Genomic DNA, 24120 nt, shown 5'->3' on the forward strand with positions numbered 1-24120 from the left:
TTTACGCCTGCAGCCGCAGGCCGGGTTTGCGTGATACCGCGATGATGGTCTTGGCGCCCATGGTGGCGAGTTGGCGGATCAGGTGTGGTCCGATGTTGCCGGTGGCGCCGATGACGAGCTGGCAGGCGTTGCCGTCCAGCGTGACCGGTTCGGCGGGCAGGGTGCGCGGGTGCAGCCGGGGCACGAGCCGTTCGCCCCGGCGGTAGATGACCTGGTCTTCGCCGTCGGTGTTAGTCGCCTCGCTGAGCACCTGCGCCGCGACCAGCTCGGGGGGCACGGAGGCATCGAAATCGAGGATGCCGCCCCAGATTTGGGGGTGTTCCAGGGCCAGGGTGCGTCCCAGGCCCCAGAGCACCCCGTGCGCGGGGTTGGCGCGGTCGCCTTCGGCGACGGGTTGGGCGTTGCGGGTCACGATGAACAACTTGGCCGGCATGTCGGCCGCCACCATCGCGGCGGCCAGCATGCGCACCTCGTGAAACAGCCGATACGCCGTCTCGAGATCGAACAGCGTCCCTAAGTCGGACGGTGTGTACAACACACGATCGATGCCATTGAGCGCATGGATCAGCGACGTCTCTTCATCGAGGAGCGAGGCATCTGCGACGTCGACACGCGATTGCGGGCCCGCGAGCCAGCGTAGCTCCGTGGCCAGCTCGGCATGGCCCACCGCCAACCAGCGACCTCCGGCGGCATCGGTATCGGACTTCGCACTGGCAAGGGGCTTCGCCGGCCAGGTCATCGCATAGCACCAGCCGTCATGTTCGCCGTCCAGGCGCTCGGATGGTGCCGCAGTTGTGGACGGAGAACCGTTGTGGTGCTCGATATCTGACACTTGCCGCGCTGCGCTCGTGGTGTTGGTCCAGTGGTGGGTGGTGTAGAGGTTGGTGCGGAAGGTGATGGTGTCGTCGGTGTCGCGGTGCAGGGTTGGCACGCTGGTGTAGGTGGTGCCGTGTTGGGCGGTGTGCAGGGTGTCGAGGATGGCTTGGGTGAGCAGGGGGTGGGGGCTGATTTCGATGAAGGTGTGGTGGTTGGTTCCGGCGGTGGTGATGGCTTGTTGGAAGTGCACGGGGTTGCGCATGTTGGTGGCCCAGTGTGCGGCGTCGAAGACGGGCCCGGTGTCGGGGTTGTCATAGGTGGTGGAGATGATCGGGATGGCCGGTGTGCGCGGGGTGAGGTCGGCTAGTTCCGAGCGCATCTGAGGCTGCAGGGCGTCCATGGCCGGGTTGTGCGGGGCCACTTCGATGTTGACGCGGCTGGCGAAGCGGTTCTGTGCGCGGAGCTGAGCGATCAATTCCTCGATGTCATCGACGGGCCCGGAGATCACGGTTTGGCGCGGTGAGTTGTAGATCGCCAGTGTCACGTGTGGGTGCCCGGCGATGAGTTCGTGGGTGGCGGCGGCGTCGAGTTCGAGCAGGGCCATGGTGCCCTGACCGCACAGCGGTGCCATCAGCCGGGAGCGGGTCGCGGTGACCCGCAGTCCCTCGGCGGGGGTGAGCGCCCCGGCGGCCACCGCGGCGGCCACCTCGCCCATGGAGTGCCCGATCACCAGATCGGGGTGCACCCCGTAGGAGCGCCACAGCTGGGTCAGCGCCAGCTGCATGCCGATCACGCCGAGCTGAATCTGTTCGATACCGACCAGCTCCTTGCCGCCGGCGATGAGGTCGTGCAGGGAAAACCCGGCCTGGGCAACAAAGGTCGGCTCCAGCTCGCCCACGGCTGCGGTGAAGGCGGGTTCGTCGGCCAACAGCCGCCGGCCCATCCCGGCCCATTGGGACCCCCGACCCGAGTAGACAAAAACCGTGCCGGGCCCGGGCACGTTGTCGGTGGGGCCGATCACCCCGGGGGCGTGCTGGCCCGCGGCCAGCGCCTGCAACCCGGCCAGCGCCTGGGCGCGGTGGCGGGCGACCACGGTGCCGAACCTGGCCTGGCGGGCACGGTGATGATTCACCGTATGGGCCACCTGCGCCAACCCCACCCCGGCCCCAGCACCTTGCATCCACTCGGCCAACACCGACGCCGTCGCGGCCACCCGCTGGGATGTCTTACCCGACACCACCAACACCGAAACCCCACCATCGGACCCACCCCCAACCACAGGCGCCAACTCCTGACCCTGCTCAACCACCACATGCGCATTCGTCCCACCGAATCCGAACGAGGAAACCCCGGCCCGGCGCGAGCGGCCTGTGTCCGGCCAGTCAATCTGTGTATCAACGACTTTCATCCGCAAGTCGGCAAAGGAGATATGCGGGTTCGGGTTCTCGAATTGTTGATTCGGCGGGATCTGGCCATGTTGCATCGCCAGCACCGTCTTGATGAAGCCCGCGATCCCTGCCGCCGCCTCGGTGTGTCCGAGATTCGTCTTCACCGCACCAACGAGTAGGGGGGACTCCTCGGAACGTCCGCGACCCAGCACGGCGCCGAGAGCGCGCGCTTCGATCGGGTCGCCCAACAACGTTCCGGTCCCGTGCGTTTCGACATAATCCACGTCGCCCGGCTGCATCCCCGCGTTGGCATAGGCGGCGCGCAGCACCGCCATTTGAGCCGCCGGGTTGGGAGCCATCAGGCCGTTGGAGCGGCCGTCCTGATTGACCGCGGAGCCGCGCACCACCGCCAATACGCGGTCCCTGTCTCGCACCGCGTCGGCGAGCCGCTTGAGCACCACCACCCCGGCGCCCTCACCGCGCACAAACCCATCGGCCGCCGCATCGAACGCGCGGCACTTACCCGTCGGAGACAATGCACCGACTTGGTCGAAGCCGCGAAATACCGCCGGGGACAACAACAGGTTCACACCGGCCGCGATCGCCAGATGGGAATCCCCGGTCCGCAGGCTTTGGCAGGCCAGATGAATAGCCACCAGCGAGGACGAGCAGGCGGTATCCACGGCCATCGACGGGCCGCGCAGGTCAAGGAAGTAGGAAAGGCGGTTGGCGATGATACTCATCGCGCCGCCGGTGTTGCTCCAACCGTCGACCTGACAGAAATCGTTGGAAGCGATAGCCCCGTATTCACTCAGGCATGCCCCGGCGAATACTCCCGTCTGCGTCCGGCGCAGCGTGCTGGGCGCAATTCCCGCGTGCTCCAACGCTTCCCAGGCCACTTCCAACAGCAGGCGTTGTTGGGGGTCCATCTTGGCCGCTTCGCTGGGCGAGATCTCGAAGAACTCCGCATCGAAGGCGTCGATGTCGGGCAGGAATGATCCCCAGCGAGTCGTGCGGGCCAGCGCTGCTGCCACCTCGGGTGAGCCGGTCGCGAATGGCCGCCACCGTTCGGGCGGCACTGGGCCAATCGAGCAGCCGCGCTCGCAGAGGAACTGCCACAACGCCCCAGGCCCCGAGATCCCCGGGAACCGGCACCCCATTCCGATCACAGCGATCGGCTCGTCGAGCGAGTTGGGGGCCCCACGCTTCGGAGCGGGGTCGGGTTCGGGCTCGGGCTCGGGTGCGGTGAGGTAGGCGGCCAACGCGTTGATCGTCGGGTGCTCCCAGAAATCGATCGGAGAGATGCTCTTGCCCAGCAACTCTGACAACTCACCGGAAAGCACGACCGAATCGCGCGAGCTCACTCCGAGGTCCGCCAGTGACAGATCGGGGTCAACCTCATCCGGCGTGCAGCCGATATTGGTGACCAAGTAGTCGACCAGCCAGTGGCGGAGTTCGGCTTCGCTACCGATGCCTGACGTCATACCGTCAGGTCCAGGCGCTCGAACCCGTCGCTCCGATACCGTTCGACGCAGGTTGAACGCCGGATCTTGCCGCTTGTAGTGATTGGAATCGAACCAGGAGCCACCAGAACAAGGTCCGCAACGCGCAGGCCATGTGCTTTCGCTATCGCCGAGGTGACTTCGCGCTTCACCGACCGAAGTTTGGCGGTGGCTTCCTCCGCGGTTCCGCGGCTCTTCAGTTCAATGACCGCCACCAGTAGTTCGCTGATGTCGGTCGGTACAGCGATCGCCGCACAGCGGCCTCCCGTGATCTCTTGAATGGTCGCCTCGATGTCATCGGGTGAGTGGTTTCGCCCATCGACGATGAGAAGGTCTTTGATGCGGCCCACGATGAACAGTTCGCCGTCGGAGAAGAAGCCCAAATCGCCGGTTCTGAGCCACGGCCGCCGCGCGGTCTCCAGCGATGGGTCGAGCAGCTCCGCGCCGAACGTGTGCGCCGACGCATGCGGATTTCGCCAGTAACCGTCGGCGACGTTGTCGCCGTGGATCCAGATCTCCCCGACCTTGCCGGCGGGGTTCTCGACTCGGGTCTCCGGGTCGACGATCCGCACTGTGACAGCACGAGGTACGCCGCAGCTGACCAGATCGACACCGACCTGGTCACCGGATGGCTGCGCATAGCCGGCCGACAGCTTCTGGTAGTCGAATCGGGCGGTTGTTGGCGGCCGCCCCGGCGGATTCGACGCCGCGTACACCGTCGCTTCCGCGAGTCCATACCCCGGCTTCAACGCGGTGTCGCGCAGGTTGAACCGGGCGAAGCGCTCGATGAAACGCTTGAGCGTAGCCGCGTGGACGCGTTCGGCACCGAAGGCGAACGTGTGGACGTGCCCCAGGTCCAGCCCGGCCATATCCTCGTCGGTGGTACGTCTTACAACCAGTTCATAGGCGAAGTTGGGGCCCCCAGTGTAGGTCCGAGTGTTGCGGGCCGCCAACTGCATCCACCGGGCCGGCTTCTGCAGAAACGCCATCGGACTCATGAATACGACGCGACGTCCCGCCACTATCGGGAGTGCTATGCCGCTCATCAGACCCAGGTCGTGGTAAAAGGGCAGCCATATGACGATCGTGGTGTCCGGCGGCGCTGCGTTGCCGTGATCCTCGAAAGTGTCGGAGATCAACTGCGTCATATTCGCCATCACGTTTTGGTGGGTGACCACAACACCGGCCGGTGTGCGGGTCGAGCCGGAGGTGTACTGAAGATAGGCCGGTCCGGAACGGGAATGGGTTAGTGGAGGCAGTTCGCGCGGCGAATCCAAGTCGAGCAGGTCGACTTCGATGACGAACGGAGTCGGCCAACCCTCGTGTCCGCCGGCATATTTCGTCACCTCGCCAACAACGGCGGAAGTCGTCAGAATGGCGACCGGGTTGCAATCCCGCAGCACGGAGGAAATCCGGTCGTCGTGAACACCGAATTGCGGTGTTGAGAGTGGAACCGCGATGAGGCCAGCCTGAAGCGCCCCAAGGAATGCGACGACGTACTCCAGTCCCTGGGGGGCGACAATCGCGACCCTGTCGCCCGGCGACCCGCACAGTGCGAGCTCTTCAGCAACGGTGCAAGCGCGCCGGAACAGTTGTGACCATGTCAGGCTTTCAGTAAACCCGGACTGGTCATGCTCGTAGTCGATGTATGTGAACGCCAACGCATCCGGCTGTTGGTCGGCCCGCTCCCGCAGCAGAGCGACGATGGACGAGTCGGTTTGCACCATCCCTTGCCTTCCATATTCGCTGTCGGCGTTCATTGTGGGCACGCCCTGTATGTCCCGCCTCTCGGGCGGCTTTGCGCGTCACGTGGAACGCCCGTGGCCGCGGCACCTGCTAGGTGGGGCCCAGACAACCAGTCTCCGGAAGAAAATAAGCGATCCTTCAGAAGGAAATGGTGCGATTTCGGAAATCCGCGGCGTTTCACAACGCGGATCCGTGGGCGATCCTGATCGGCATCAACCGTTTGTAGGTGAACAACTCCTGATCGCAGGCGGTAATTGCTTGAAAATGAAAGTAAAATTGCTTGAAATCGAAAATAATTTTGCTTGAAATTGACAATAAGTCAGTAGTCCAGGTGGCCGAATGGCTAGCAAACGAGGACAGGATGGCGAGGCCGGTCCATTTCGAGCGGGCGTACCGCTCCGTGCGCGGCGGTTCCTGCATGGGCTGCCCATCCGCGTGTCCACGGGTTCGCCGACGCCGATCTCTTCGGCTAACTATGGTCGGTGCGGCTCGACTGTCCTGCCCTCGATGTCCCTCACCAGGGCAGGCAGGTTGTTGTTGAGGTAAAAGTGGTCGCCGGGGAAGACCCGGATGGAGAACTCGTCGGTGGTGCGCTCGGACCAAGCGATCATGTTCTCCTGGGCAACGATGACGTCGTTGTCGCCGACGAATGCGTGAATCGGACACGACACCGTCACTTCCGGCGGGCGGGTGTAACCCGCGATGGTGCGGACGCTTTGCAGCGTTGGCATCATCCTCGATGCGAATTCGTCGTTGGCCAGGAGCTCAGGGGTTGTGCCGGCCACTCTGGCAACCAAGCTCAAGATGTCATGATCGGATCCCTGGAGCTCCTTGTGTCGGATGTGGCCCGGTGCGGCGCACGACGAGACAAACAGGGCGGCGATGGGATGTCCCGCCGACTGGAATCTCAGCGCCACTTCAAAGGCGACGAGTCCGCCCATGCTGTGCCCGAAAAAGGCCGCCGCACCGTCGGCGTCCGCCGACGGTGCCATCATGGTGAAGATCTTGTCGGCTAGGTCGGGGATGCTTATCAGTTGCGTGAGGCCCCGTTCGCGCCGCTCCGGGTACTGCACGGCGACCCGCCTGATATCCGCCGAGAACGCTTTGGCGAAGGGCGCGTAAAAGGTCGCAGACCCGCCAGCATGAGGAAATATGTAGAGCGTCGCTGGCGCCAGCTGCGCTTCGTCCTTAGCTCGGTCGGTGCGCTCGTCCACTGGGCAAGCCTATCCAAGTGCGCTCGCCGTTTGGTTTCGATCTGACCGCCCCCGGACCGACGCGTCGTTGAACGGAGTGCCGGGGGACGACGCTTTCACCGAGGCGAATTGATTCGGCCATTTCCGGAGCGGCGACGGCTGAATCGCGAGAGAATCGACGGGAGTCTCGCACGAAGTCGACAGTGGGGAGCGGCGGCGATGGCCTCACCGAAATCAATCTGCGTGGCCTGCGGCAAACCCATCGGACGATCCCGCCTGACCATATGTAGCGACTGCAACAAACGGATCCATCCGGATTGCTTCTGCTTCTCGGTGTCCAGCGGCTCCAAGCCTGATCCGAACTGCCCGGTGCATGGCGATGCCGGCCCGCAACAACAAGGTGTCCCGGCCTCCTCGGAGCCCGTTGCTGGATCCAAAGACGATCCGAGCTAATGGTCAGACGCCCGTCGTCCCGGGAATTCGCTTGACGAGCGGCCAGCTGTCGGTCATGACCCGACCGCGCCGGCGACCTCGAATCCGGAAATCCCACACGGCGATTTTGCCGCCTCCTTCCACGCCATTCTGCATAGGATTAGAACAAATGCCGTTCGCATTAAACACGTGAGCTCCAACCATTTATGCAGCTATCGAAATGAGGGCACTCATTCGCGGCACTATCGCAATTGGCCGCGGTTGGTTGATGCGATTTTTGCTGGTGCATGGGGTTAACCGTCAGGGGCCGCGGCTCAGCAGAATAAGGGTGCAGTGATCACGGAATCTGTTGGCCCACAATTGCTTACGTGATCGTGGCGGTACGACATGACCCTCTGCCTGACCAAGACGCCGCGATTCTCGAAACCCGGGCACCGCGCCTGGATTCGATCCGGCTCAGGGCCGGGCGGAGAAGTTTGCGCAGAGTGCCGGTCACGTCTACGTGAGCCCCACTTGACGCCGATCGCGGGCGCTAGCCGGGCCTTGCACCGGCCCGATTGCCTGCAGTGGGCCATTTGTGTTCGGCCACAAATTATTTCGTATATGAAGTATCGCATTCCGACCCCCGTGCTTGTCGCTACCCACGTTGACTACCCGTCATCGACGCGAACAACGACCATGTTTATTTCACTTTGAAGTAACTGGCATCACGATTATCCGGTGCAGCCAAAGACGTGGCAGCATAGTTTGCGGTCGGCGCAGGACGAGCATGGGAGGCACGGATGACGTTCCTCGTTGCTGCAACGCAGCAAATAGCTGATGCTGCAACAAATTTGGCAAACATCGGCTCGGTCATCACGTCGTCGAACACTACGGCGGGATCAGCGATCACCGGTGTAATGCCGCCGGCGGCCGATGAGGTCTCCACGCAGATTGCCACGCTGTTTTCTCACTGCGCCACGCGCTATCAGCAGCTCAGTGCGTCAGCGGTAGCGTTCCACGACCAATTTGTCCAAATGTTGGCGGCAGGAGCCAACACGTACGCCGCCGCTGACGCGAACTCCGCGCAGACCATGGCGAGCGCCAGCTCGAACACAGTCAACACTGCACTCACCTAGATCGAGCAGATTCAGATCGAGATCGAGCGGGTTCAGATTGGGTGCACTACCAACCTGGTCAACGGTGAACTCGGGTTCAATCAAACATTGGTGGGCACCGAGCTCGCGCTCGAGCAGGCGGTGTTTGGCACCACTGCTGCGCTGAACGGCGCGCTGAACCGCGGCCTCAACGGGGGAACTTGATGTTTGGCACTGGCGAACACGTCGTCAACTCGATCTTCGGGGCTCAAGTCCCGACGAACTTCACCTCCAGCCTGTTGGCTGGTACCGGCCGCCGCTTGTGAGAACGTCGTCGCACCATCAGACTGGCTGATATGCGCGATCGCGAGACGATCGACTCAGAATTGCGGCGCATCGCTCTCGAGCGCCGATCGGTCGGTGAGCGGGGCTCCCAGCCGTCGATCCGAGAGGTCGACGAACTGCTGGACGAGCGGCTGGGCCACCGCCCGCAGGCACCCGCGACCCAGGTACTTGCCGACCCCCCGCCGCAGCGCGCAACCCGTCGCAACGCGCCGTTCAGCCGCAAGGGTGTGTCGCGTCGTTTCGGCCTACTCGCGGCCTTGCCGCTCTCCCTGATCGCCGGTGCCGCCGCTGTGGTGGTGATGTCCGGGGCCCACCACCCCGAGCCGGCGGCCGAGCCGGCGGCAGTCCCGCCGCCGTCGAGCGTGCGACCCGTCCCCGCCGCGCCCGCGGCTCAGGCTCCGCAGCTTGACATCGTCGACAGGGCGCTCATCGGCGCGTTGAAACACGACGGCGTGCCGGTTCCCAGCCCCGAATACGTGACGGCCCATGGGCACGCAGTCTGCGACTTCCTGAGCCGACAACCCGATTTCGCCGAGGCCATCCGCTTCGTGCAGCGATCGACGATATGGGACGCCAACCAAAGCGCGAACTTCGTGGGTGGCGCCGTCGTCTCGTACTGCCCTCAGTACGAACAGGCAAGCCCGGGGGAGCTGCAGCCGGGCCTCCAGAAGAGTCTCTCTGATCTGCAAGCCGTGCAGGGTGACCTACAGGGCATCCAGGGCGATCTGCAAAACATCAAAGACGGCCTGCCCGCTCTCCCGGGCCAACCGTGATCCGTCAGGGGTCGGGTGGGGGTGGCGGCGGCGTCCATCGCTTGCCATCCGTCGTCCAGCCGCACGGCAGGTAGTTGAGCTGCGGAGGCTGGCCGCCGAATGTCAGGCACTTCGGTGCGCCCGGCGGCGGTCTGGGCGTCGGCGACGGTGTGCCGGCGTGCGCAACGTCCCCGCTGAGCATCAAAGCCCCAACGGCAACTGAAACCGCGACAAACTTCCGCATCCGAGGCTCGGCAAGTGCTACGACCAACCAAGATCGATGCTAGTCGGCTGCGTCTCCGCGGAACCTTGAAAGTTGCTGCCAGTATCAGCGGCGGCGTATCCAGATGACGACGCCGACGACGGCCAGCAGGAGCGCGGCGGCCACGACAGCGCCGCGTGGCAGCGCCGGAGTCGTTGCCCGAGCGGCGAGGGGCTGCACGTCTGTTGGCGGTTCAACCTCGTTCGCCGGCGGCTCGTCTGTCTCCCGGCTCTCGCGGGGTGGCCGTGAATCGACGCCCGACTCCTGCGCACGTGTGCTCAGGGGTACGGGCGCCTGCCCGGTGGAAGCTTCGGGCGTCGAGGGTTGTCGCCGGGAGCGGCCGCGGCGCCTGCGCGGCGCCCAGATCTCGTCTCCCAACTCGTCGGGAATCAGCCACATCAGCAGCGCGAGGTTGACCACCGCCAGCACACCGTGCAGCAGAACCTCGGCGGCGTGGAAACCCAGCGGCGTCGGTTTGTCGCGCGCCGTGGCGACACTGCTGATGAACAGCAAGATGGTGTAGGCCACGGCGCTCAGCGCGGTCACGGTTATCGCCGCGCGGCGATTCTGGGAACACGCCATGGCCGCCACGCCAAACGCCAGCAGCATCCCGCTGTACAGCGGGGTCGCTGTCAGGCCGAGAACCGGGGCGCCGGTGGGTCCGGCATGCGGATGTAGCGCCGCCGAGACCAGCCCGGCGATGCCGAAGACGCTCACCAGGGCGCCCTCGACCAAAAGGAACCAACGCCCGCTATGGAATCGCCCCGGGTCCATCGGGACCCTGCGCAGTCCCGACGTCAACCCGGGAACGTGTCCCGCCGTAATCGGCATCGCGCGACCTCCAGCACCAACAATTTCCGCGTATCGACTACCCGCTGCCGGACGGACTATTCCCGCGGTCTTTGCGCCTGGCTTGGTTGCTCGCGCGCCTGGGTATCTATGCAGTCAGACCGGCGCACCCGCGACTGTGTCGTTCACGAAGGAGGCATCATGTTGCACAGCGTTGTCCTTGCCGCGGCACAACAACCCGAGGCCGCGGGCATCATCCTCAAGGGAATCAAAGGCATCTTCGTCGCTATCGGAAGCATCATCGCCGCCATCGTGTGCGCCCTCATCGCCGGCATGAAGGGTCGCAGCGCCCTCGGCTGGGGCATTCTCGGACTGTTCTTCTCGATCCTGACGCTGATCGTCGTCATCGTCATTCCGTCGAAGAAGTCGTGACCTGCGTTTGGCTCGGAGAGCCCTCCCGATCAGTTCAGGCGGCCTTATCGACGTGGCCTCGGGCGGCGGAAGCTCACGGGCTATGCAGTTTTCGTCACGTGTCGGCCGGGTGACCCGGAGGTCGATTCCAGCCCGCAATGACAACACTTATGGTCACGTTTGTGCCCGGCTTGGTAGTGGGTCAGTTTTGAAATGGACTAGAACTTCGCCCGCGGTGGTTGCGGGAGGGGAGCACTGAGTCTGGACGCACCCCGACATCGACGCACTTCCGGGACTGTCCGAGTTAAGGCGCCGGGCAAGTCCAGAAGCGTGGTGTCAGGGTTCGCTCGATCGCCGTAAACACACCGAGCAGGTAGCAGGTTGCCGCCACCGAGGTCAACGCCCGCTCGGCACGCTTGCGCCATAACTGCTGCGGGCGCAACTTCGGGATGACCACATCCAGCGCGCCGGCAGGCGGCGGGTCCGCGTTGGGCGAAAAATCCGATCTGCTGCCCCTCCGATCTGTCAAATAGCTCAACGTACCAGGCCGGCGACTTATGAACTCGCGTTTGCTGGGTTGCGGCATGAGGCGTGGGCAAAGTCTTACAAATCGATAATAATTTTGGCATCGAATGATGGTGTAAGCGATTGTCTGTGTGCTATTGATAGTGCTTATCGACTAGGCTAGCGTGTTACCGCGTATCCGATTGAGCTGCAGAGTCACGGAACGTGATGGCACCGCCTCGGGCAAGTTTTGCGCGATGGCGCCTGAATTTCTTCTGCTCGGCGCTCGAGAAATTGTCACTCGGCATTGAGGAAATCAATCGTGGAAGGTCACCAATGATCGTGGTTGCTGCTACGCGATGATCGGTGATGTTGGTTTGCTTGACGAGCTGACGGCCTCGATTCGATGACCACGCCCCACGAACTGGCGCCTGACGTCGAATGCGCCAACGATGGCGCGGATGCGATCCGGGACTGGGCCACGGGATACGTCAAACGCCACCCGCTCGCCTCCCTCGCGACTGTCGGTGAACAGTTCGTGCTTGCCGTACGCACCGTTCAGTACTTCTTCTCCGATCTCGCGACCGGCCGATTCCAATGGCAAGAGTTCGTCAGGCAGGGCGCGTTCATGGCTGGGGCGGCAGTGCTGCCGACAATTCTGGTGTCGTTGCCGATCAGCGTCACCTTGTCAATCCAGTTCGCTTTGCTGGCCGGCCAGGTCGGTGCCACCTCACTCGCCGGCGCGGCGAGCGGACTCGCGGTCATCCGGCAGGGAGCGTCGCTCGTGGCCGCCGTTCTCATGGCGTCGGCGGTTGGGTCGGCCATCACCGCCGACCTGGGTTCGCGGACCATGCGCGAGGAGACCGACGCCATGGAGGTGATGGGCGTGTCGGTCATTCGCCGCCTGGTGGTACCGCGCTTCGCTGCCGCCATCATGATCGCCTTTGCGCTCACCGGAGTCGTGTGCTTCGTCGGATTCTTTGCGAGCTACATGTTCAACGTGTACTTCCAGAACGGTGCGCCCGGCAGCTTCGTGACAACGTTCGCTTCGTTCGCGACAACCGACGACATGATTCTGGCGTTGCTGAAGGCCGTCATGTTCGGCGCCATCGTGGCCATCGTGGCATCCCATAAAGGCCTGGCCACCAAAGGCGGCCCGACGGGCGTCGCGAACTCGGTGAATGCTGCTGTGGTCGAAGCGATCCTGCTTCTGATGATTGTCAACGTCGTCGTCAGTCAGCTCTACGTCATGTTGTCGCCCAGGACGGGACTGTGACATGGCGGTCTCCACTTACTTGCCACTGGGACCCGTTGCGGGCCGGCTGCTTAGGCTCCACCGGAGGATGACCAAGCCGATCGTTCGGCTTGGGCACATGCTTGTCTTCTTCTTTCGAGCGGTGGTCGCGGTGCCGATCGCCATGAGTCATTACCGCGGTGAGTTCCTGCGACTGCTGTCGAACATCACCTGGGGTAACGGCTCACTCGTTGTGGGTGGTGGCACCGCTGGCGTAGCTCTTGTGCTTGGGATGACCGTCGGTGCACTGGTCGGTATTGAGGGCTACAACTTTCTCGACCTGCTCGGCCTGGGCCCCGCGACCGGCTTCGTCTCATCGTTGGTCAACACCCGCGAGTTGGCTCCGCTCATGGTCTCGCTGGCATTTGCGATGCAGGGCGGCTGCCGATTCACCGCACAGCTCGGGTCGATGCGCATCGCCGAAGAGATCGATGCCCTGGAATCGATTGCGATCCGGCCAATCCCGTTCCTGGTGACCACCCGGCTGATCGCCTCGGTGATCGCGATACTTCCGCTATATGCCGCGTGTCTGGCGATTAGCTACCTGACCACTCAGGTGGTGGTGGGGATCAGTAGCGGGGGCTCGACCGGGTCCTACCTGCACTACTTCTCGTTGATGCTGGCCGGAAAAGACATTGTCTATTCGTTATTCAAGGCCGCCGTCTTCGTCTGGATCACCTCCACGATTCAGTGCTACTACGGGTTCTACGCAAGCGGCGGCCCCGAGGGGGTAGGTGTTGCCGCGGGACACGGTATGCGGGCCAGCATCACCGTCGTGATCATGGTGAACATGCTGCTCACCATGGCATTGTGGGGCGCCGACGCCGGTGCGAGGTTCGGTGGTTAGGCAGATGGCTAAGCCCAATTCCTTTGAGCTGGACGGACGTGGCCCATCGGATCGACAGCTGCTCGGTATCGGAATGGCGGTTGTGGTCGTCGCGGTGCTGCTCACTGTGGGTATGTTGGCGAAATCGACGGGTCGGCTGAACGACTACGTCCGCGTGGTCGCCGATCTGGTCAACGTAGGCGACGGCCTCCCGGAAAGGTCCGACGTCAAGTATCGCGGCGTGTTGGTCGGAACGGTTGACGGTGTCGTTCCTGCCGCCAAGGGAAAACCCAACTACGTCCAGATTGACCTCAAACCCGAGTACGCGCAGTCGATTCCGGCCAGCGTGACCGCACGGGTGGTACCCAGCAACGTCTTCGCGGTTTCGTCGGTGCAGCTGGTGGGCGTCGGTTCTGGAGGACCGGGCGCAACGATGCACTCCGGCGCCCACATTCCCGAGGACACCCGGCTGCCGACGGTGCTGTTCCAAACCACGATCAGCAAGCTGCGGGACCTGCTCGCCGCGGCGGGGCGCGGGCGAGAAGACCGGTCCTTAGGGATCTTGGCAGCCCTGGCTGCCGCCACCGACCATCGTCGGATCGCACTGCTGAACGATGGAACGCAACTGAATCGTCTTCTCGACCAGCTCAATTCAATCGTCAGCACCGATTCTGGCGCGTCGACAATATCCGCGCTCGTCGACGCGACCCGGGGCCTGCAGGATACCGCGCCTGATCTTGTTGACGCCCTGCATCAGGCCGTCGCACCGATGCGAACCTTTGCGGAGACACGCGCGCAGTTGGCCACGTTGATCGACGGCGCCGATCGCACCGTGGGCACCACTCGTGAATCATTCGCCAACCACATCGATCAGCTCATCGGGATCACGACCGACTTGACGCCGGTGCTGGGAGTGCTGGCGCAGAAATCCAACAACTTCGTGCCGGGGGTTACCAAGCTGGACAACCTGGCCAACAGATTCATGGAGGAAGTCTGGATGCCGGACAAGAATGTCGGCAATATGCGAACGACACTGTCGTTCACGCCAAACTACGACTACACACGTGCCGACTGCCCCCACTACGGCGAGCTGAAGGCACCCAGCTGTTTCACCGCACCGCTGGTCCCAGTACGGCCTGATCTGCCGGAAGTGCTGCTGCCGCAGAACTATCAGCCGCCCAGGGATCTGGCACCGCCGCCGGGGACGGTTATCGGCCCGGACGGCAACCTCGTCGCCGTCGGGCCGCCGCTGATCAACCCGAATCCCAATCTTGCCGATCCCAATCCCCCTCTCCCCGCATGGCTGACGCCGTCGCCACCGGTGCCGGGAAGCGCCAATCCCGATAACCCATCGCCGGGGTTGCCCGCGCCCGCCTCACCCCCGCTGGAGGCCCCCTGGGTTGCACCGACGGCACCGAAGGCGCCGTGGATTCCGCAGTCTTCATTCCGGACGTCCTTCGGCGGCAACGTCGGGCCGGTTGGCAGCCAACAAGAACGAAATATGTTGAGCGTGATCACCGGCCAAACCGCGTCTGACGCCACTCAGCTCCTGCTGGGTCCGGTCGCGCGCGGGACAACGGTTTCCGTTGTTCATCCACCACCAGGCGGGGGACCCACATGAAATTCCGGGGGCCGCTGATCGGCCTCGCCCTGTTCATGATCGTCGCGCTGACGCTCACCTGGCTCGTGTACGTCAGCCTACGGCGCGACGTGGCCGGGAAGACGAACTCATACTCGGCGGTATTCACCGACGTCTACGGACTTCGAGAGGGTGACGACGTCCGGATGGCCGGGGTGCGCGTGGGACGGGTCGAAAAGATCGAACTCGACGGGAAACTCGCGAAGGTCACGTTCGTGGTGCAGCAGCAACAACGCCTCTACGGGAACACGCTCGCCTCCGTGACGTACCAGAACATCGTCGGGCAGCGTTACCTCGGCCTGTCTTTGGACAAGGAAGGCAATCAAGATGCGCTTGCGCCCGGGAGTGTCATCCCGTTGGAGCGCACGGAACCATCCTTCGACGTCACCGCGCTACTCAACGGCTACGAGCCGCTGTTCAGTCTGTTGAATCCACAGGATGCCGACAACCTCACCAAGGGCATCATCCAGTCGCTGCAGGGCGATACGTCCTCTCTTGCCGCGTTGATCAGCCAGACATCCACGCTGACAGAGACATTCGCCGGAAGGGATCAGGCGCTCGGCGACGTGATCACCAACCTGAACAAGGTGGTTGGCAACCTTGCGCAGCAGAACGACAACCTCGACGGTGTCATCACACAGGCCCGTGACGTGGTTTCCAAGCTCGATCAGCGTCGTCCCGAGTTGCAGGCCTCGGTCGGCACGCTGGCCCGGGTGATGGGCCGGCTGTCGGCCTCGGCCGCGGACGTGTATCCGGCGCTTCGCGAATTCATCGATCGTAAGCCGGGTGCCACCAGACACTTAATGGATATCGAACCCCAGCTGGCCTACTTCGGCGACAACATGCCGCTGCTGCTCAAGGGGCTCGCCAGAGTCGGCGACCAGGGCGCCTACGGCAACGCCTACGTGTGCGACGTGAACTTCATGGCGTTCTACCCCGGCTTCAACGACATCGTGCCGATCATCATCAATGCCGCCACACCCGGAAACAAGGCGTGGCACAGCCCGAGATGTCGGAGCACAGCAGATGGCTGATTCGTCCGTATGGCTCCGACTTACGAGTATGAGGAAACGTCCGCTCGAGAGCTACAACAAGATGTGGCTTGGGTCTATCGCGGTCGCGGTGGTGGCGGTGCTGATCGGCACCATGTTGTTGGTTCACGCACTCGGCGCCGGGTATCGGCATTATACCGCGGAGTTTCTGCAGGCTGCCTCGCTGCGAGACGGTAACCCGATCGTGGTCGCGGGCATCCCCGTCGGCAACGTCACCAGCATGAAACTCGTCGGCGACCATGTCGAGGCGGGCCTGAAGATTCGCGGAAATGTCGTGCTGGGCAAGGACTCCAAGGCGAAGATCAAAGTGACTACCATCCTGGGTTCGCGTTACCTCTCCGTGGAGCCCAACGGCCCGGCGTCCCTGCCCAACAACACGTTCGATTTGTCACACACCGAAGTTCCCTACGATCTTCAAGCCGCATTGCGGGACGCCACGACAACTTTCGAGCAGGTCGACTCCGACAGATTTGCGCAATCCCTAGCGGTGCTGGGCAAGCAACTCGAGGGCCTGCCCTCGGTCGTGCCGCAGGCGATCGCAAACATCAACTCGCTCTCCTCGGTCATCGCCGTGCGACGCGACCAACTGGGCCAGCTCCTGCGAAGCACTGAACAGGTGACCAACACGCTGCGGCGCCAGCAAGCAGGCATCGGCAATCTGGTCGACCAAGGGCAAGACTTGCTGAGTCAATTCGTGGCGCGGCGAGCCGTTTTCCACGCGATGATGCGATCACTGACCAGCCTTGTCGACAACATGAGCCAGCTCGTGGTCAACGATCGTTCGGGTCTTGACTCGCTGCTCAACGACATGCGCGACTTCACCACCCTGATTGGTAAACACGACGACCTGCTGCGCAACCTCCTGCAAGTTACCCCGATCTTCTTCCGCGAGGCGGCCAACCTCACCGGTGACGGCAACGCGATCAACTTCAACGCCCCCAACATCCCCGCCATCGACTCATGGATGTGCGCGATCAGCGGCCGCGCCAAACAGTTTGGCATGATCCAATACTTCAAGGATTGCAAGTGACCAGGCTCACGGGCAGGCTCAAGACCACGGTCATCACCGCCGTCATCGCAGCGCTCACGGCGATCGGCGTCGGGTGGTGGTACCTGGGCACCGGGGACGACCCAATCACCGTCACCGCGCAATTCGACAGCGCCTCAGGATTGTACGAAGGCAACGTCGTAGCCGTTTTAGGCATGCCGGTAGGCAAAATCACCAAGATCATCCCCAGGGGAGGCTATGTCGAGGTCCAGTTCACGGTCGACCGCAACGTCAAGGTTCCCGCGGACGCTCAGGCCGTCACTGTGTCGACGTCCATCCTCACCGACCGGCAGATCGAGCTCACCCCGCCGTACCACGGCGGTCCTGCCTTGGAGAACCACGACACGATCGGCTTGACCCGAACCAAGACACCAGTCGAGTTCAGCCGCGTGCTCAGCGTTCTCGACAAGGTGACCAAATCACTTGAGGGAGACGGCCATGGCGGCGGGCCCGTCGCTGACGTTCTCAACAGCGGCGCCGAGGTAGTCGACGGCAACGGCGGCAAGATCAAAGCTGCGCTCGATGAACTTTCCAAGGCGTTGCGGCTCAGCAGCGACGGTGGCGCCCAGACGCGCGAGCAGATCAGCACCATCGTCAAAAACATCAGCACGCTGTTCGACGCCGTGGCCGCCAATGACGCAAAGCTGCGCGAATTCGCCTCCACTCTCCACCAAGTCAGCCAAGTCATGGCAGACGAGGATTTTGGCAGCGGCGACACAGGGAAGAAGCTTCAGCAACTGGTCCAGCAGGCCGGCGACCTCCTCGACGCCAATCGCGACAGCATCAAGCACGCCCTGCCCAACGGCAACAACATTCTGCAGACGGTGACCGACGAGCGCCGCGGCCTCGCCGAACTTCTGGACCTCGGCCCACTCGTGGCCGACAACGCCTACAACATGATCGATCGGGCCAACGGAAGCGTGCGTGCGCGCTTCCTCACGGACCGAATGGTCTTCGACAGCCAGTACACCAAGGAGATCTGCAACTTGATGGGCCTTCGACAACTCGGATGCGGTACCGGGACGCTTCAGGACTTCGGCCCGGATTTCGGGTTGACGTACGTGCTGGACGGCTTGTCTGCGATGGGGCAGGAATGATGACCAGGCGGGCGAAGGCCAGGAAGACCGCGGCGACGATCGTAGCCGCCGCAATCGTCAGCTCCGGATGTGCCACGAATGGCCTTGCCAGCTTGCCCCTTCCGGCCCCCGGCCTCGGTTCGGGCGGCTACACGCTGACCGCGGTATTCTCCAACGCGCTCAACCTACCTATGAAAGCGAAGGTGAAACTGGCCGGTGCGGACGTCGGCCAGGTCGAATCTATGGTTGCCCGCAACTACACGGCGGTCACCACCCTGCGCATTCGCGATGACGTACAACTGCCACGCGGAAGTACCGCCGAATTGCGTACGGCAACACCACTTGGCGACGTGTTCGTGTCGCTTCGGCCGCCCGCGCCGGCTGACCCGAACACGCCGGTGTTGAAGAACGGCGACACCATCGGTCTGGGTTCGACAGCGGCAGCCGCGACCGTTGAATCGGTGCTCAGCTCGGCCGCGATCCTGGTCAACGGCGGCGCGGTGCGCAACTTCACCAACATCATCAACGGTTTCGGGAGGGCGACCGGCAACCAGGGCCAGGCGTTCGGAGACCTGATCCGCAAGTCCGACCAGCTGGTCGGGACGCTCAACTCCCGGTCCGACCAGATCTCGTCCGCACTGACCGAACTATCCGGCCTTTCAAGGCAACTCGACATCAAGAACCACGCCATCACCGAACTGATGGGGGCGGCCAGCCCCGCCACCTCGGCTCTGTCCGCCAACACCACTGAGCTCTCGGACCTGGTCAAGCAAGCCGGTGATACCGCTCGGTTGCTGGGCAGGTTCCCGTCGATCGGAGGAACCGACACCAGCGGCCGCAGCTTGATCCGCGACCTGAACACGATCGCCAGGGCCGCCAACGACGTTGCAGTAAGTCCGGACACGAGTCTGCTGGCCTTGAACCGGCTAATCGGCCCGATGGTCAAAACCACAGCGGGGAACTCGATTTCGGTGCACGTCAGCGTGGACAAACTGGCGCTCGGATCGATCCCCGACATCGGATTCCCCGGCGACATAGGCCTGCATGGACCGCACCGATACAACTGGAACCAGCTCATCGGCACCTTCAAATACACCCTGTGGCGTCTGCAGGAACGTGTGGTCGGCCGAGGCCCGAACTCCCCGCAGGTTCCCGTCATACCGGACCCCATCATCCCCGGCCAGATCGATATCGTCCCCGGTCCTCCCCCGCCTGCACCGAGCCCGCCGCCGGAGCCCCAGCGATGACCCGAGCAGTCGCCGGCCTCGCCGATGTCGTGGTCCGAGTAGTGCGGGCAGGCCACCGGCAACAGATTTGGCTGTCGGTAGCGGGATTGGTGCTCACCTTGATCGTGGCGACCGCTTACCTGCTCGTCGGCGGGTTGCGAGTGACGCCGTTCGCATCGTCCTACAGGGTCACCGTGCAGTTGCCGGAATCCGGCGGCTTGCTGCCCCATCAGGATGTCTCCCTGCGCGGTGTGCGAATCGGACGTGTCGAGTCGCTGCAGATCACCGGCAGGGGCGTGGATGCCGTCGCCAACATCACGTCAAGCGTGCGGATACCGGCGAGCAGCGTCGCGCACGTGTCGGCGCTATCGCCCGCAGGCGAGCAATACATCAATTTCGAAGCCGAATCCGACGCGGGGCCTTATCTGCACGACGGCAGCGTCCTCGCGCTCGACCGTACTAGCGTCCCGGTCAGCTTGGCGCAGTTGCTCGGCGACGCCGACGGAATGCTGGCACAGGTCGATCCACACAAGGTCGAGTCGATCAAGAAGGAACTCAGCCTCAGCAAGGAGGGACCCGGGAAGTTGGCTGCCATCATCGACGGCGGCACGTTCCTGCTATCGACGCTCGATTCGGTGCTACCCCAAACAACCAGCATCCTCAAGACCAGCCGCATAGTGCTCACCCTGGCGAGCGACAAGAATGCCGGCCTCGCCGCCACCACCACCGAACTCAACCGAACGCTGGCCGGCGTCGCCGGAATGCAAAGCGGCTACCGGCGTTTAACCGGGCAGACACCCCAAACACTTTCGGCCGTCGACAACCTTTTCGCCGACAATTCCGACACCATGGTGCAGTTGCTGGGCAGCATGGCCACCATGTCGCAGCTGCTCTACTTGCGCGTGCCCGCGCTCAACGCGCTGTTCCCCGACTACCGTGGTTCGGTGCTGGACGCCATGGCAAGTTCGTTCCACGACCATGGCGTCTGGGCGACGGCGAGTCTCTACCCGCGATATGTCTGCGACTACGGCACGCCGTCGCATCCGCCTTCTTCCGCCGACTACTACGAGCCGTTCATGTACACCTACTGCCGCGACGACGATCCCGGAGTCGGTATCCGTGCGGCCAAGAACGCGCCACGGCCCGGAGGCGACGACACCGCAGGACCGCCACCTGGCGCGGATCTGGGACGCAGAACAGATCCAACACCGCGGGGCCGCTTCACGATTCCGACTCCCTACGGCGGCCCGGCCCTGCCGATCGAACCGCCGCACTGAGACCGACCCAGCCCAGCACAAGGAGATGATTATGGCCGTGACAACCGATACCGAGGACGAAAAGTCGGAAACCACAATCGAAGACATCGGGGCTGAAGACAGCGATGTTGAAGACGCCGAAGCGCAAGAGGAAGCCGTCGAGGAAACGGCCGAAGCCGAAGACAACGGTGCGGCCAAGGACTACCCCTTGGGCGGGACCGACGACTCCGGTGAACAGAAAACGCTTCTCGGGGCGGACGAACCCAGAAGCTGGAGGCGACGGCCATGGGGGCAATACCTTCGTCGCAGCATACTGCCGGTGTTACTCGTTGCGTCTCTTGCGATTTCCGGCTTCCTCGGATGGAAACAGTGGCAAGAGCACCAGGTGGAACTGGCCGGCCAGCAGGCCCAACAAGCGGCGGTCAAGTACGCCGAGGTGCTGACCAGCATCGATTCCAACAACGTCGACCAGAACTTCCGTCAGGTCCTCGATGGCGCAACCGGCGAGTTCAAGGACATGTACACCCAGTCCAGCGTGCAGCTTCGACAGCTGCTAATCGACAACAAGGCGACCGCGCACGGGGTGGTGGTGGACTCGGCGATCGCCTCCGAATCCCCGAATAAGGTTGTGGTGCTGGTCTTTGTCGACCAGACCGTGACCAACATGGCTGCGCCCGATCCGCGCATCGACCGCAGCAGAATCAAGATGACCATGGAGAAGGTCGACGGCCGCTGGCGGGCAAGCAAAGTCCAGCTGCTCTAATCGTTCGGAGCAAGGATGCTGATCGCAAAAGTCATCGCAACATCGGTATTGGTCGCGGCGACAACCGTTCTCGATGCGGGTGCAGCGCACGCATCCGCGCAGTCATTTTGCGGCGAGCTCGGTGGAAACTGGGACGGCCTGTATTGCCACACCTCGGTGACCTCCGAACGCAATGCCCTGCGCGACATCAAGGTCGCTGTGCCGGACGACCTCGTCGACAACCCGACCACGGGTCCGGTGGTGCGCGATTATCTGCGCACCCTCGTCAACAATTGGAGGACCGCCGGAGCCCACATGGTCGCGGACAGCTTCGGCGAGGAAAATTATCAAGTGTTCCAGCACGGCAGCCTGCTCAGCGTGGTGTTCCACGAGGATTACCACGCCGACGGGCCCAAGCCCAACAATGCCTACCGCACGTTCACGTTCGACATGGCACGAGGCAGGCGACTACAGCTGTCGGACCTCACCACGGCAGATCCCCTCACCGCCATCCCCCCGCTGGGTGCGCCGTTCATCCAAACCGCGCTCGACCAGGCCCCGCCACCCCACGATCCGGGCAGCTACCCGTTCGTCTTCGACCGCTGGACTCCCGACAAGGTCTACTCGGGCGCATACAAAGCCTGGGCGCTGACCCCCAATGAGCTGATTCTCTACATGCCCGACTACCCGGTGGCGCACGACGAGCCGATCAACTTCGCGCCGGGAGCCCTGCAGTGGTTCATGGACGGGGGCAGCGTAAAAGCGCACATCCCGCTGTCAGCCCTGGCCCCCGTGCTGCGCATCTAAACACTTGCCGGCCCGCCAGGTGTCAGCGTTGCCGGCCTTCCACCCTGGATGCTGTACTCCTTGAGCGCTTCATCCGGGAATCCGCATCTATCGAACGTGACGATCACTTCGGCCGTCTCTCGTACGGCGGCAGCGAGGACGTGTCTGTCCTCGTTGTTCTTCATCACAGGAATTAGGTCCCGGTAGCCCGTGATCTCGGCGTCAACGAAATTTTCCTGCATCAGTGTTAGACGCCGATCGGCTTTGTCCGCTTCTCCACCATGGTTCTGCGTGTCTCGGCCAGGATGTCCGACGACCACAACGGCCTTTAGGTCTGTTCATCCGCCAGCCGGAGCAGCATATCGGCCAGCGGGTACGGCGCAAGCACACGTCGCCGGTCATGGGCGATGTTGAACCGGCACCCGACGACGGCCCTTTCTAATTAGATGGGCTCAAATCCAGTTGTTGGTTGCAACGGGCAGGTGCCTTCGCGGGCATCCGCGAGTTGAGCAGTGAGCTGTCTAGGAGCGCAATCTATTTCAGACTGAAACATGTTAAGCGTCCTCTAAGGTTGAGCATGTAAAACGAGGGCCCGTGAAGCTGCGATGTTTATCTAGGCGCCATGACTGGCGGCATGACGACGTTGCGCAAGAAGGTCGGGGGCGCGCATTGCGGAACCTCGAAGTGGTTTCCCTACCAATGAGCAGACAGGGGCGCCCATGAGTACACCGCCCGAGGTCAAGGCGCTCATCGAAGCCCTCGCCGGCGACATTTACGAAGCTTTCCTCGCTAATGCTGCGTGGGATGGCGAAGAACACGAGAACCATCCCCGCGCGGTGGGGGCGGCGAGGTTCTTGTCACGCCACCTCGTCAAGAGGGGATGGGGGCGAGCGCAGATCGAGTTGCCGAAATGCCCGTATGGAACACCGATTTGCTTCGATCCGGAACCGCACACGTTGTGCATGAAAAGCTAGCCGTCGGACTGTTGCGCGGCCATCGTGTTCGACGGTAAAGAGGTCGCTTCGATGCCTTCGTATTGCGTGTTGCATTCAACGGTCCACGGCCCCCACGTGCCCCCACCCAAGTCGGTGATCTTCGCCGCGACGTTGCCGCTTGCACCTGTGACGAACGGTCCGACCGTCCAGGGTCCCGCCGCCCTGTGGTGAAGGCCCCGTTAGCGGACGTGGGTTGCGGGAAGGCGAGTGTCACTGTGCCGTCTTTGTTGATCGTCGCGACGGGCGCAGCGTCGGAGCCCCCTGTCAGGATTGAGCTGACGACCGCTCGCTCACCAGGCGCTCCTTCCGCGAGTTTCGGCCCGGCATGACGACACGACCGCGCTGCCGGCCAGCACATCCGCCGGCTTGGGTCGGCGCGCAGCTCCGACGGAACCACCCCGTCGTAGAATCCTCATGGCTCATTGAGCCGGCCCCGGCCGCGTTAGCTCAGTTGGTAGAGCGTCGCTCTTGTAAAGCGGATGTCGAGAGTTCGAGTCTCTCACGCGGCTCCATTCATGTCGGCATTGAGGGATAGCGTCTGTCCTTATGTCAATGGCCTGTCTCGGGTGCGGAGTCGTTTTCGAAGGCCATCGGCTAAAGGTGTTCTGCACCAATGCATGCCAGCAGTCACACCGCCGACGCTTGCTTTTGGAGGCCTGGCTCGAGACCGGAGTCTGTGGTCGCACGTCCTACCAGGGCCACTACGTCCGGGACTACCTCTATGAGCAGCAGGGGGGTCGTTGTGCGATCTGCGGGATCGAGGACAAGTGGAACGGCGTGACCCTGGCGCTGATCGTCGACCACATCAATGGGGACGCAAACAACAGTCGCCGTGAGAATCTGCGGCTCATTTGTCCCAACTGCGACAGCCAGCTGCCGACGTACAAAGCGAGGAATCGCGGCAGCGGTCGCTACCACCGGCGACTGCGGTACGCCGACGGCAAGTCCTATTGACGCTCCAGCC

20 protein-coding genes and 1 tRNA gene are annotated in these 24120 nt (G+C 63.2%); 16 read left to right on the forward strand and 5 right to left on the reverse strand.

The genetic code is table 11. The features are described 5' to 3' along the window. Position 1: 1 nt before the first annotated feature. The 4 genes from MTAB308_RS19555 to MTAB308_RS19570 all read right to left on the reverse strand — a co-directional run bounded on the left by MTAB308_RS19555 (position 2) and on the right by MTAB308_RS19570 (position 6666). Positions 2 to 3688: a type I polyketide synthase gene (locus MTAB308_RS19555; protein WP_245831452.1), complete on the reverse strand. Its 3687-nt coding sequence runs from the start codon at positions 3686 to 3688 to the stop codon at positions 2 to 4. After that, a complete protein-coding gene (locus tag MTAB308_RS19560; RefSeq protein WP_077101380.1) occupies positions 3685 to 5433 on the reverse strand; it encodes an AMP-binding protein in 1749 nt (582 codons plus the stop codon). The genes MTAB308_RS19555 and MTAB308_RS19560 overlap by 4 nt, the downstream gene beginning before the upstream one ends. A gap of 196 nt (positions 5434 to 5629) precedes the next feature. Further along, positions 5630 to 5872: a hypothetical protein gene (locus MTAB308_RS19565; protein ID WP_066916167.1), complete on the reverse strand. Its 243-nt coding sequence runs from the start codon at positions 5870 to 5872 to the stop codon at positions 5630 to 5632. A gap of 53 nt (positions 5873 to 5925) precedes the next feature. Continuing rightward, entirely contained in the window at positions 5926 to 6666 is a 741-nt protein-coding gene (locus tag MTAB308_RS19570) for a thioesterase II family protein (protein WP_066916165.1), read from the reverse strand. Positions 6667 to 7859: 1193 nt separating this feature from the next. On the opposite strand from MTAB308_RS19570, the gene MTAB308_RS19575 reads away from it, so the two are divergent. Further along, positions 7860 to 8195, forward strand: a complete 336-nt coding sequence (locus MTAB308_RS19575; RefSeq protein ID WP_077101382.1) for a PE family protein — start codon at positions 7860 to 7862, stop codon at positions 8193 to 8195. A gap of 314 nt (positions 8196 to 8509) precedes the next feature. Beyond that, entirely contained in the window at positions 8510 to 9271 is a 762-nt protein-coding gene (locus MTAB308_RS19580; RefSeq protein ID WP_066916161.1) for a DUF732 domain-containing protein, read from the forward strand. Positions 9272 to 9578: 307 nt separating this feature from the next. On the opposite strand, the gene MTAB308_RS19590 is transcribed toward MTAB308_RS19580, so the two are convergent. Then, a complete protein-coding gene (locus MTAB308_RS19590) occupies positions 9579 to 10343 on the reverse strand; it encodes a DUF4383 domain-containing protein (protein WP_083746595.1) in 765 nt (254 codons plus the stop codon). 159 nt (positions 10344 to 10502) lie between these two features. On the opposite strand from MTAB308_RS19590, the gene MTAB308_RS19595 reads away from it, so the two are divergent. The 14 genes from MTAB308_RS19595 (at position 10503) to MTAB308_RS19665 (ending at position 24110) form a co-directional block, all read left to right on the forward strand. Further along, positions 10503 to 10733 carry a deoxyribodipyrimidine photolyase gene (locus MTAB308_RS19595; protein ID WP_066916218.1) on the forward strand — a complete coding sequence of 77 codons (231 nt, stop codon included), beginning with the start codon at positions 10503 to 10505 and terminating at the stop codon, positions 10731 to 10733. An 889-nt stretch (positions 10734 to 11622) separates the two neighbouring features. Continuing rightward, positions 11623 to 12492 (forward strand): MlaE family ABC transporter permease, encoded by an 870-nt coding sequence (locus MTAB308_RS19600; RefSeq protein ID WP_077101386.1) that lies wholly within the window; start codon positions 11623 to 11625, stop codon positions 12490 to 12492. A gap of 1 nt (position 12493) precedes the next feature. Then, entirely contained in the window at positions 12494 to 13357 is an 864-nt protein-coding gene (locus MTAB308_RS19605; RefSeq protein ID WP_066916155.1) for an ABC transporter permease, read from the forward strand. Positions 13358 to 13361: 4 nt separating this feature from the next. Continuing rightward, positions 13362 to 14957 carry an MlaD family protein gene (locus MTAB308_RS19610; protein WP_077101388.1) on the forward strand — a complete coding sequence of 532 codons (1596 nt, stop codon included), beginning with the start codon at positions 13362 to 13364 and terminating at the stop codon, positions 14955 to 14957. Then, positions 14954 to 16009: an MCE family protein gene (locus MTAB308_RS19615; protein ID WP_077101390.1), complete on the forward strand. Its 1056-nt coding sequence runs from the start codon at positions 14954 to 14956 to the stop codon at positions 16007 to 16009. The genes MTAB308_RS19610 and MTAB308_RS19615 overlap by 4 nt, the downstream gene beginning before the upstream one ends. Beyond that, the gene (locus MTAB308_RS19620; RefSeq protein ID WP_066916149.1) at positions 16002 to 17057 is read left to right on the forward strand and encodes an MCE family protein; all 1056 of its coding nucleotides are present in this window, start codon (positions 16002 to 16004) and stop codon (positions 17055 to 17057) included. Before MTAB308_RS19615 ends, MTAB308_RS19620 begins: the two co-directional genes overlap by 8 nt. After that, positions 17054 to 18172, forward strand: a complete 1119-nt coding sequence (locus MTAB308_RS19625; RefSeq protein WP_235852798.1) for an MCE family protein — start codon at positions 17054 to 17056, stop codon at positions 18170 to 18172. Before MTAB308_RS19620 ends, MTAB308_RS19625 begins: the two co-directional genes overlap by 4 nt. Continuing rightward, on the forward strand, positions 18169 to 19398 hold the full coding sequence (locus MTAB308_RS19630; protein ID WP_077101391.1) for an MlaD family protein: 1230 nt from the start codon (positions 18169 to 18171) through the stop codon (positions 19396 to 19398). Before MTAB308_RS19625 ends, MTAB308_RS19630 begins: the two co-directional genes overlap by 4 nt. Beyond that, positions 19395 to 20654 carry an MlaD family protein gene (locus MTAB308_RS19635; RefSeq protein WP_066916145.1) on the forward strand — a complete coding sequence of 420 codons (1260 nt, stop codon included), beginning with the start codon at positions 19395 to 19397 and terminating at the stop codon, positions 20652 to 20654. The genes MTAB308_RS19630 and MTAB308_RS19635 overlap by 4 nt, the downstream gene beginning before the upstream one ends. 25 nt (positions 20655 to 20679) lie before the next feature. Then, complete coding sequence (locus MTAB308_RS19640; protein ID WP_077101393.1) at positions 20680 to 21396, forward strand: tetratricopeptide repeat protein; 717 nt, start codon at positions 20680 to 20682, stop codon at positions 21394 to 21396. A gap of 15 nt (positions 21397 to 21411) precedes the next feature. Next, entirely contained in the window at positions 21412 to 22182 is a 771-nt protein-coding gene (locus MTAB308_RS19645) for a mannan-binding lectin (protein WP_077101395.1), read from the forward strand. 698 nt (positions 22183 to 22880) lie between these two features. Further along, complete coding sequence (locus MTAB308_RS19655; RefSeq protein ID WP_077101397.1) at positions 22881 to 23135, forward strand: hypothetical protein; 255 nt, start codon at positions 22881 to 22883, stop codon at positions 23133 to 23135. Between the two features lie 457 nt (positions 23136 to 23592). Then, positions 23593 to 23668 (forward strand) — tRNA-Thr (locus tag MTAB308_RS19660). A 34-nt stretch (positions 23669 to 23702) separates the two neighbouring features. Then, entirely contained in the window at positions 23703 to 24110 is a 408-nt protein-coding gene (locus MTAB308_RS19665) for an HNH endonuclease (protein ID WP_066916137.1), read from the forward strand. Positions 24111 to 24120: the final 10 nt, after the last annotated feature.

The organism is Mycobacterium terramassiliense, from assembly GCF_900157385.1.
In the GTDB taxonomy this organism is placed as follows: domain Bacteria; phylum Actinomycetota; class Actinomycetes; order Mycobacteriales; family Mycobacteriaceae; genus Mycobacterium; species Mycobacterium terramassiliense.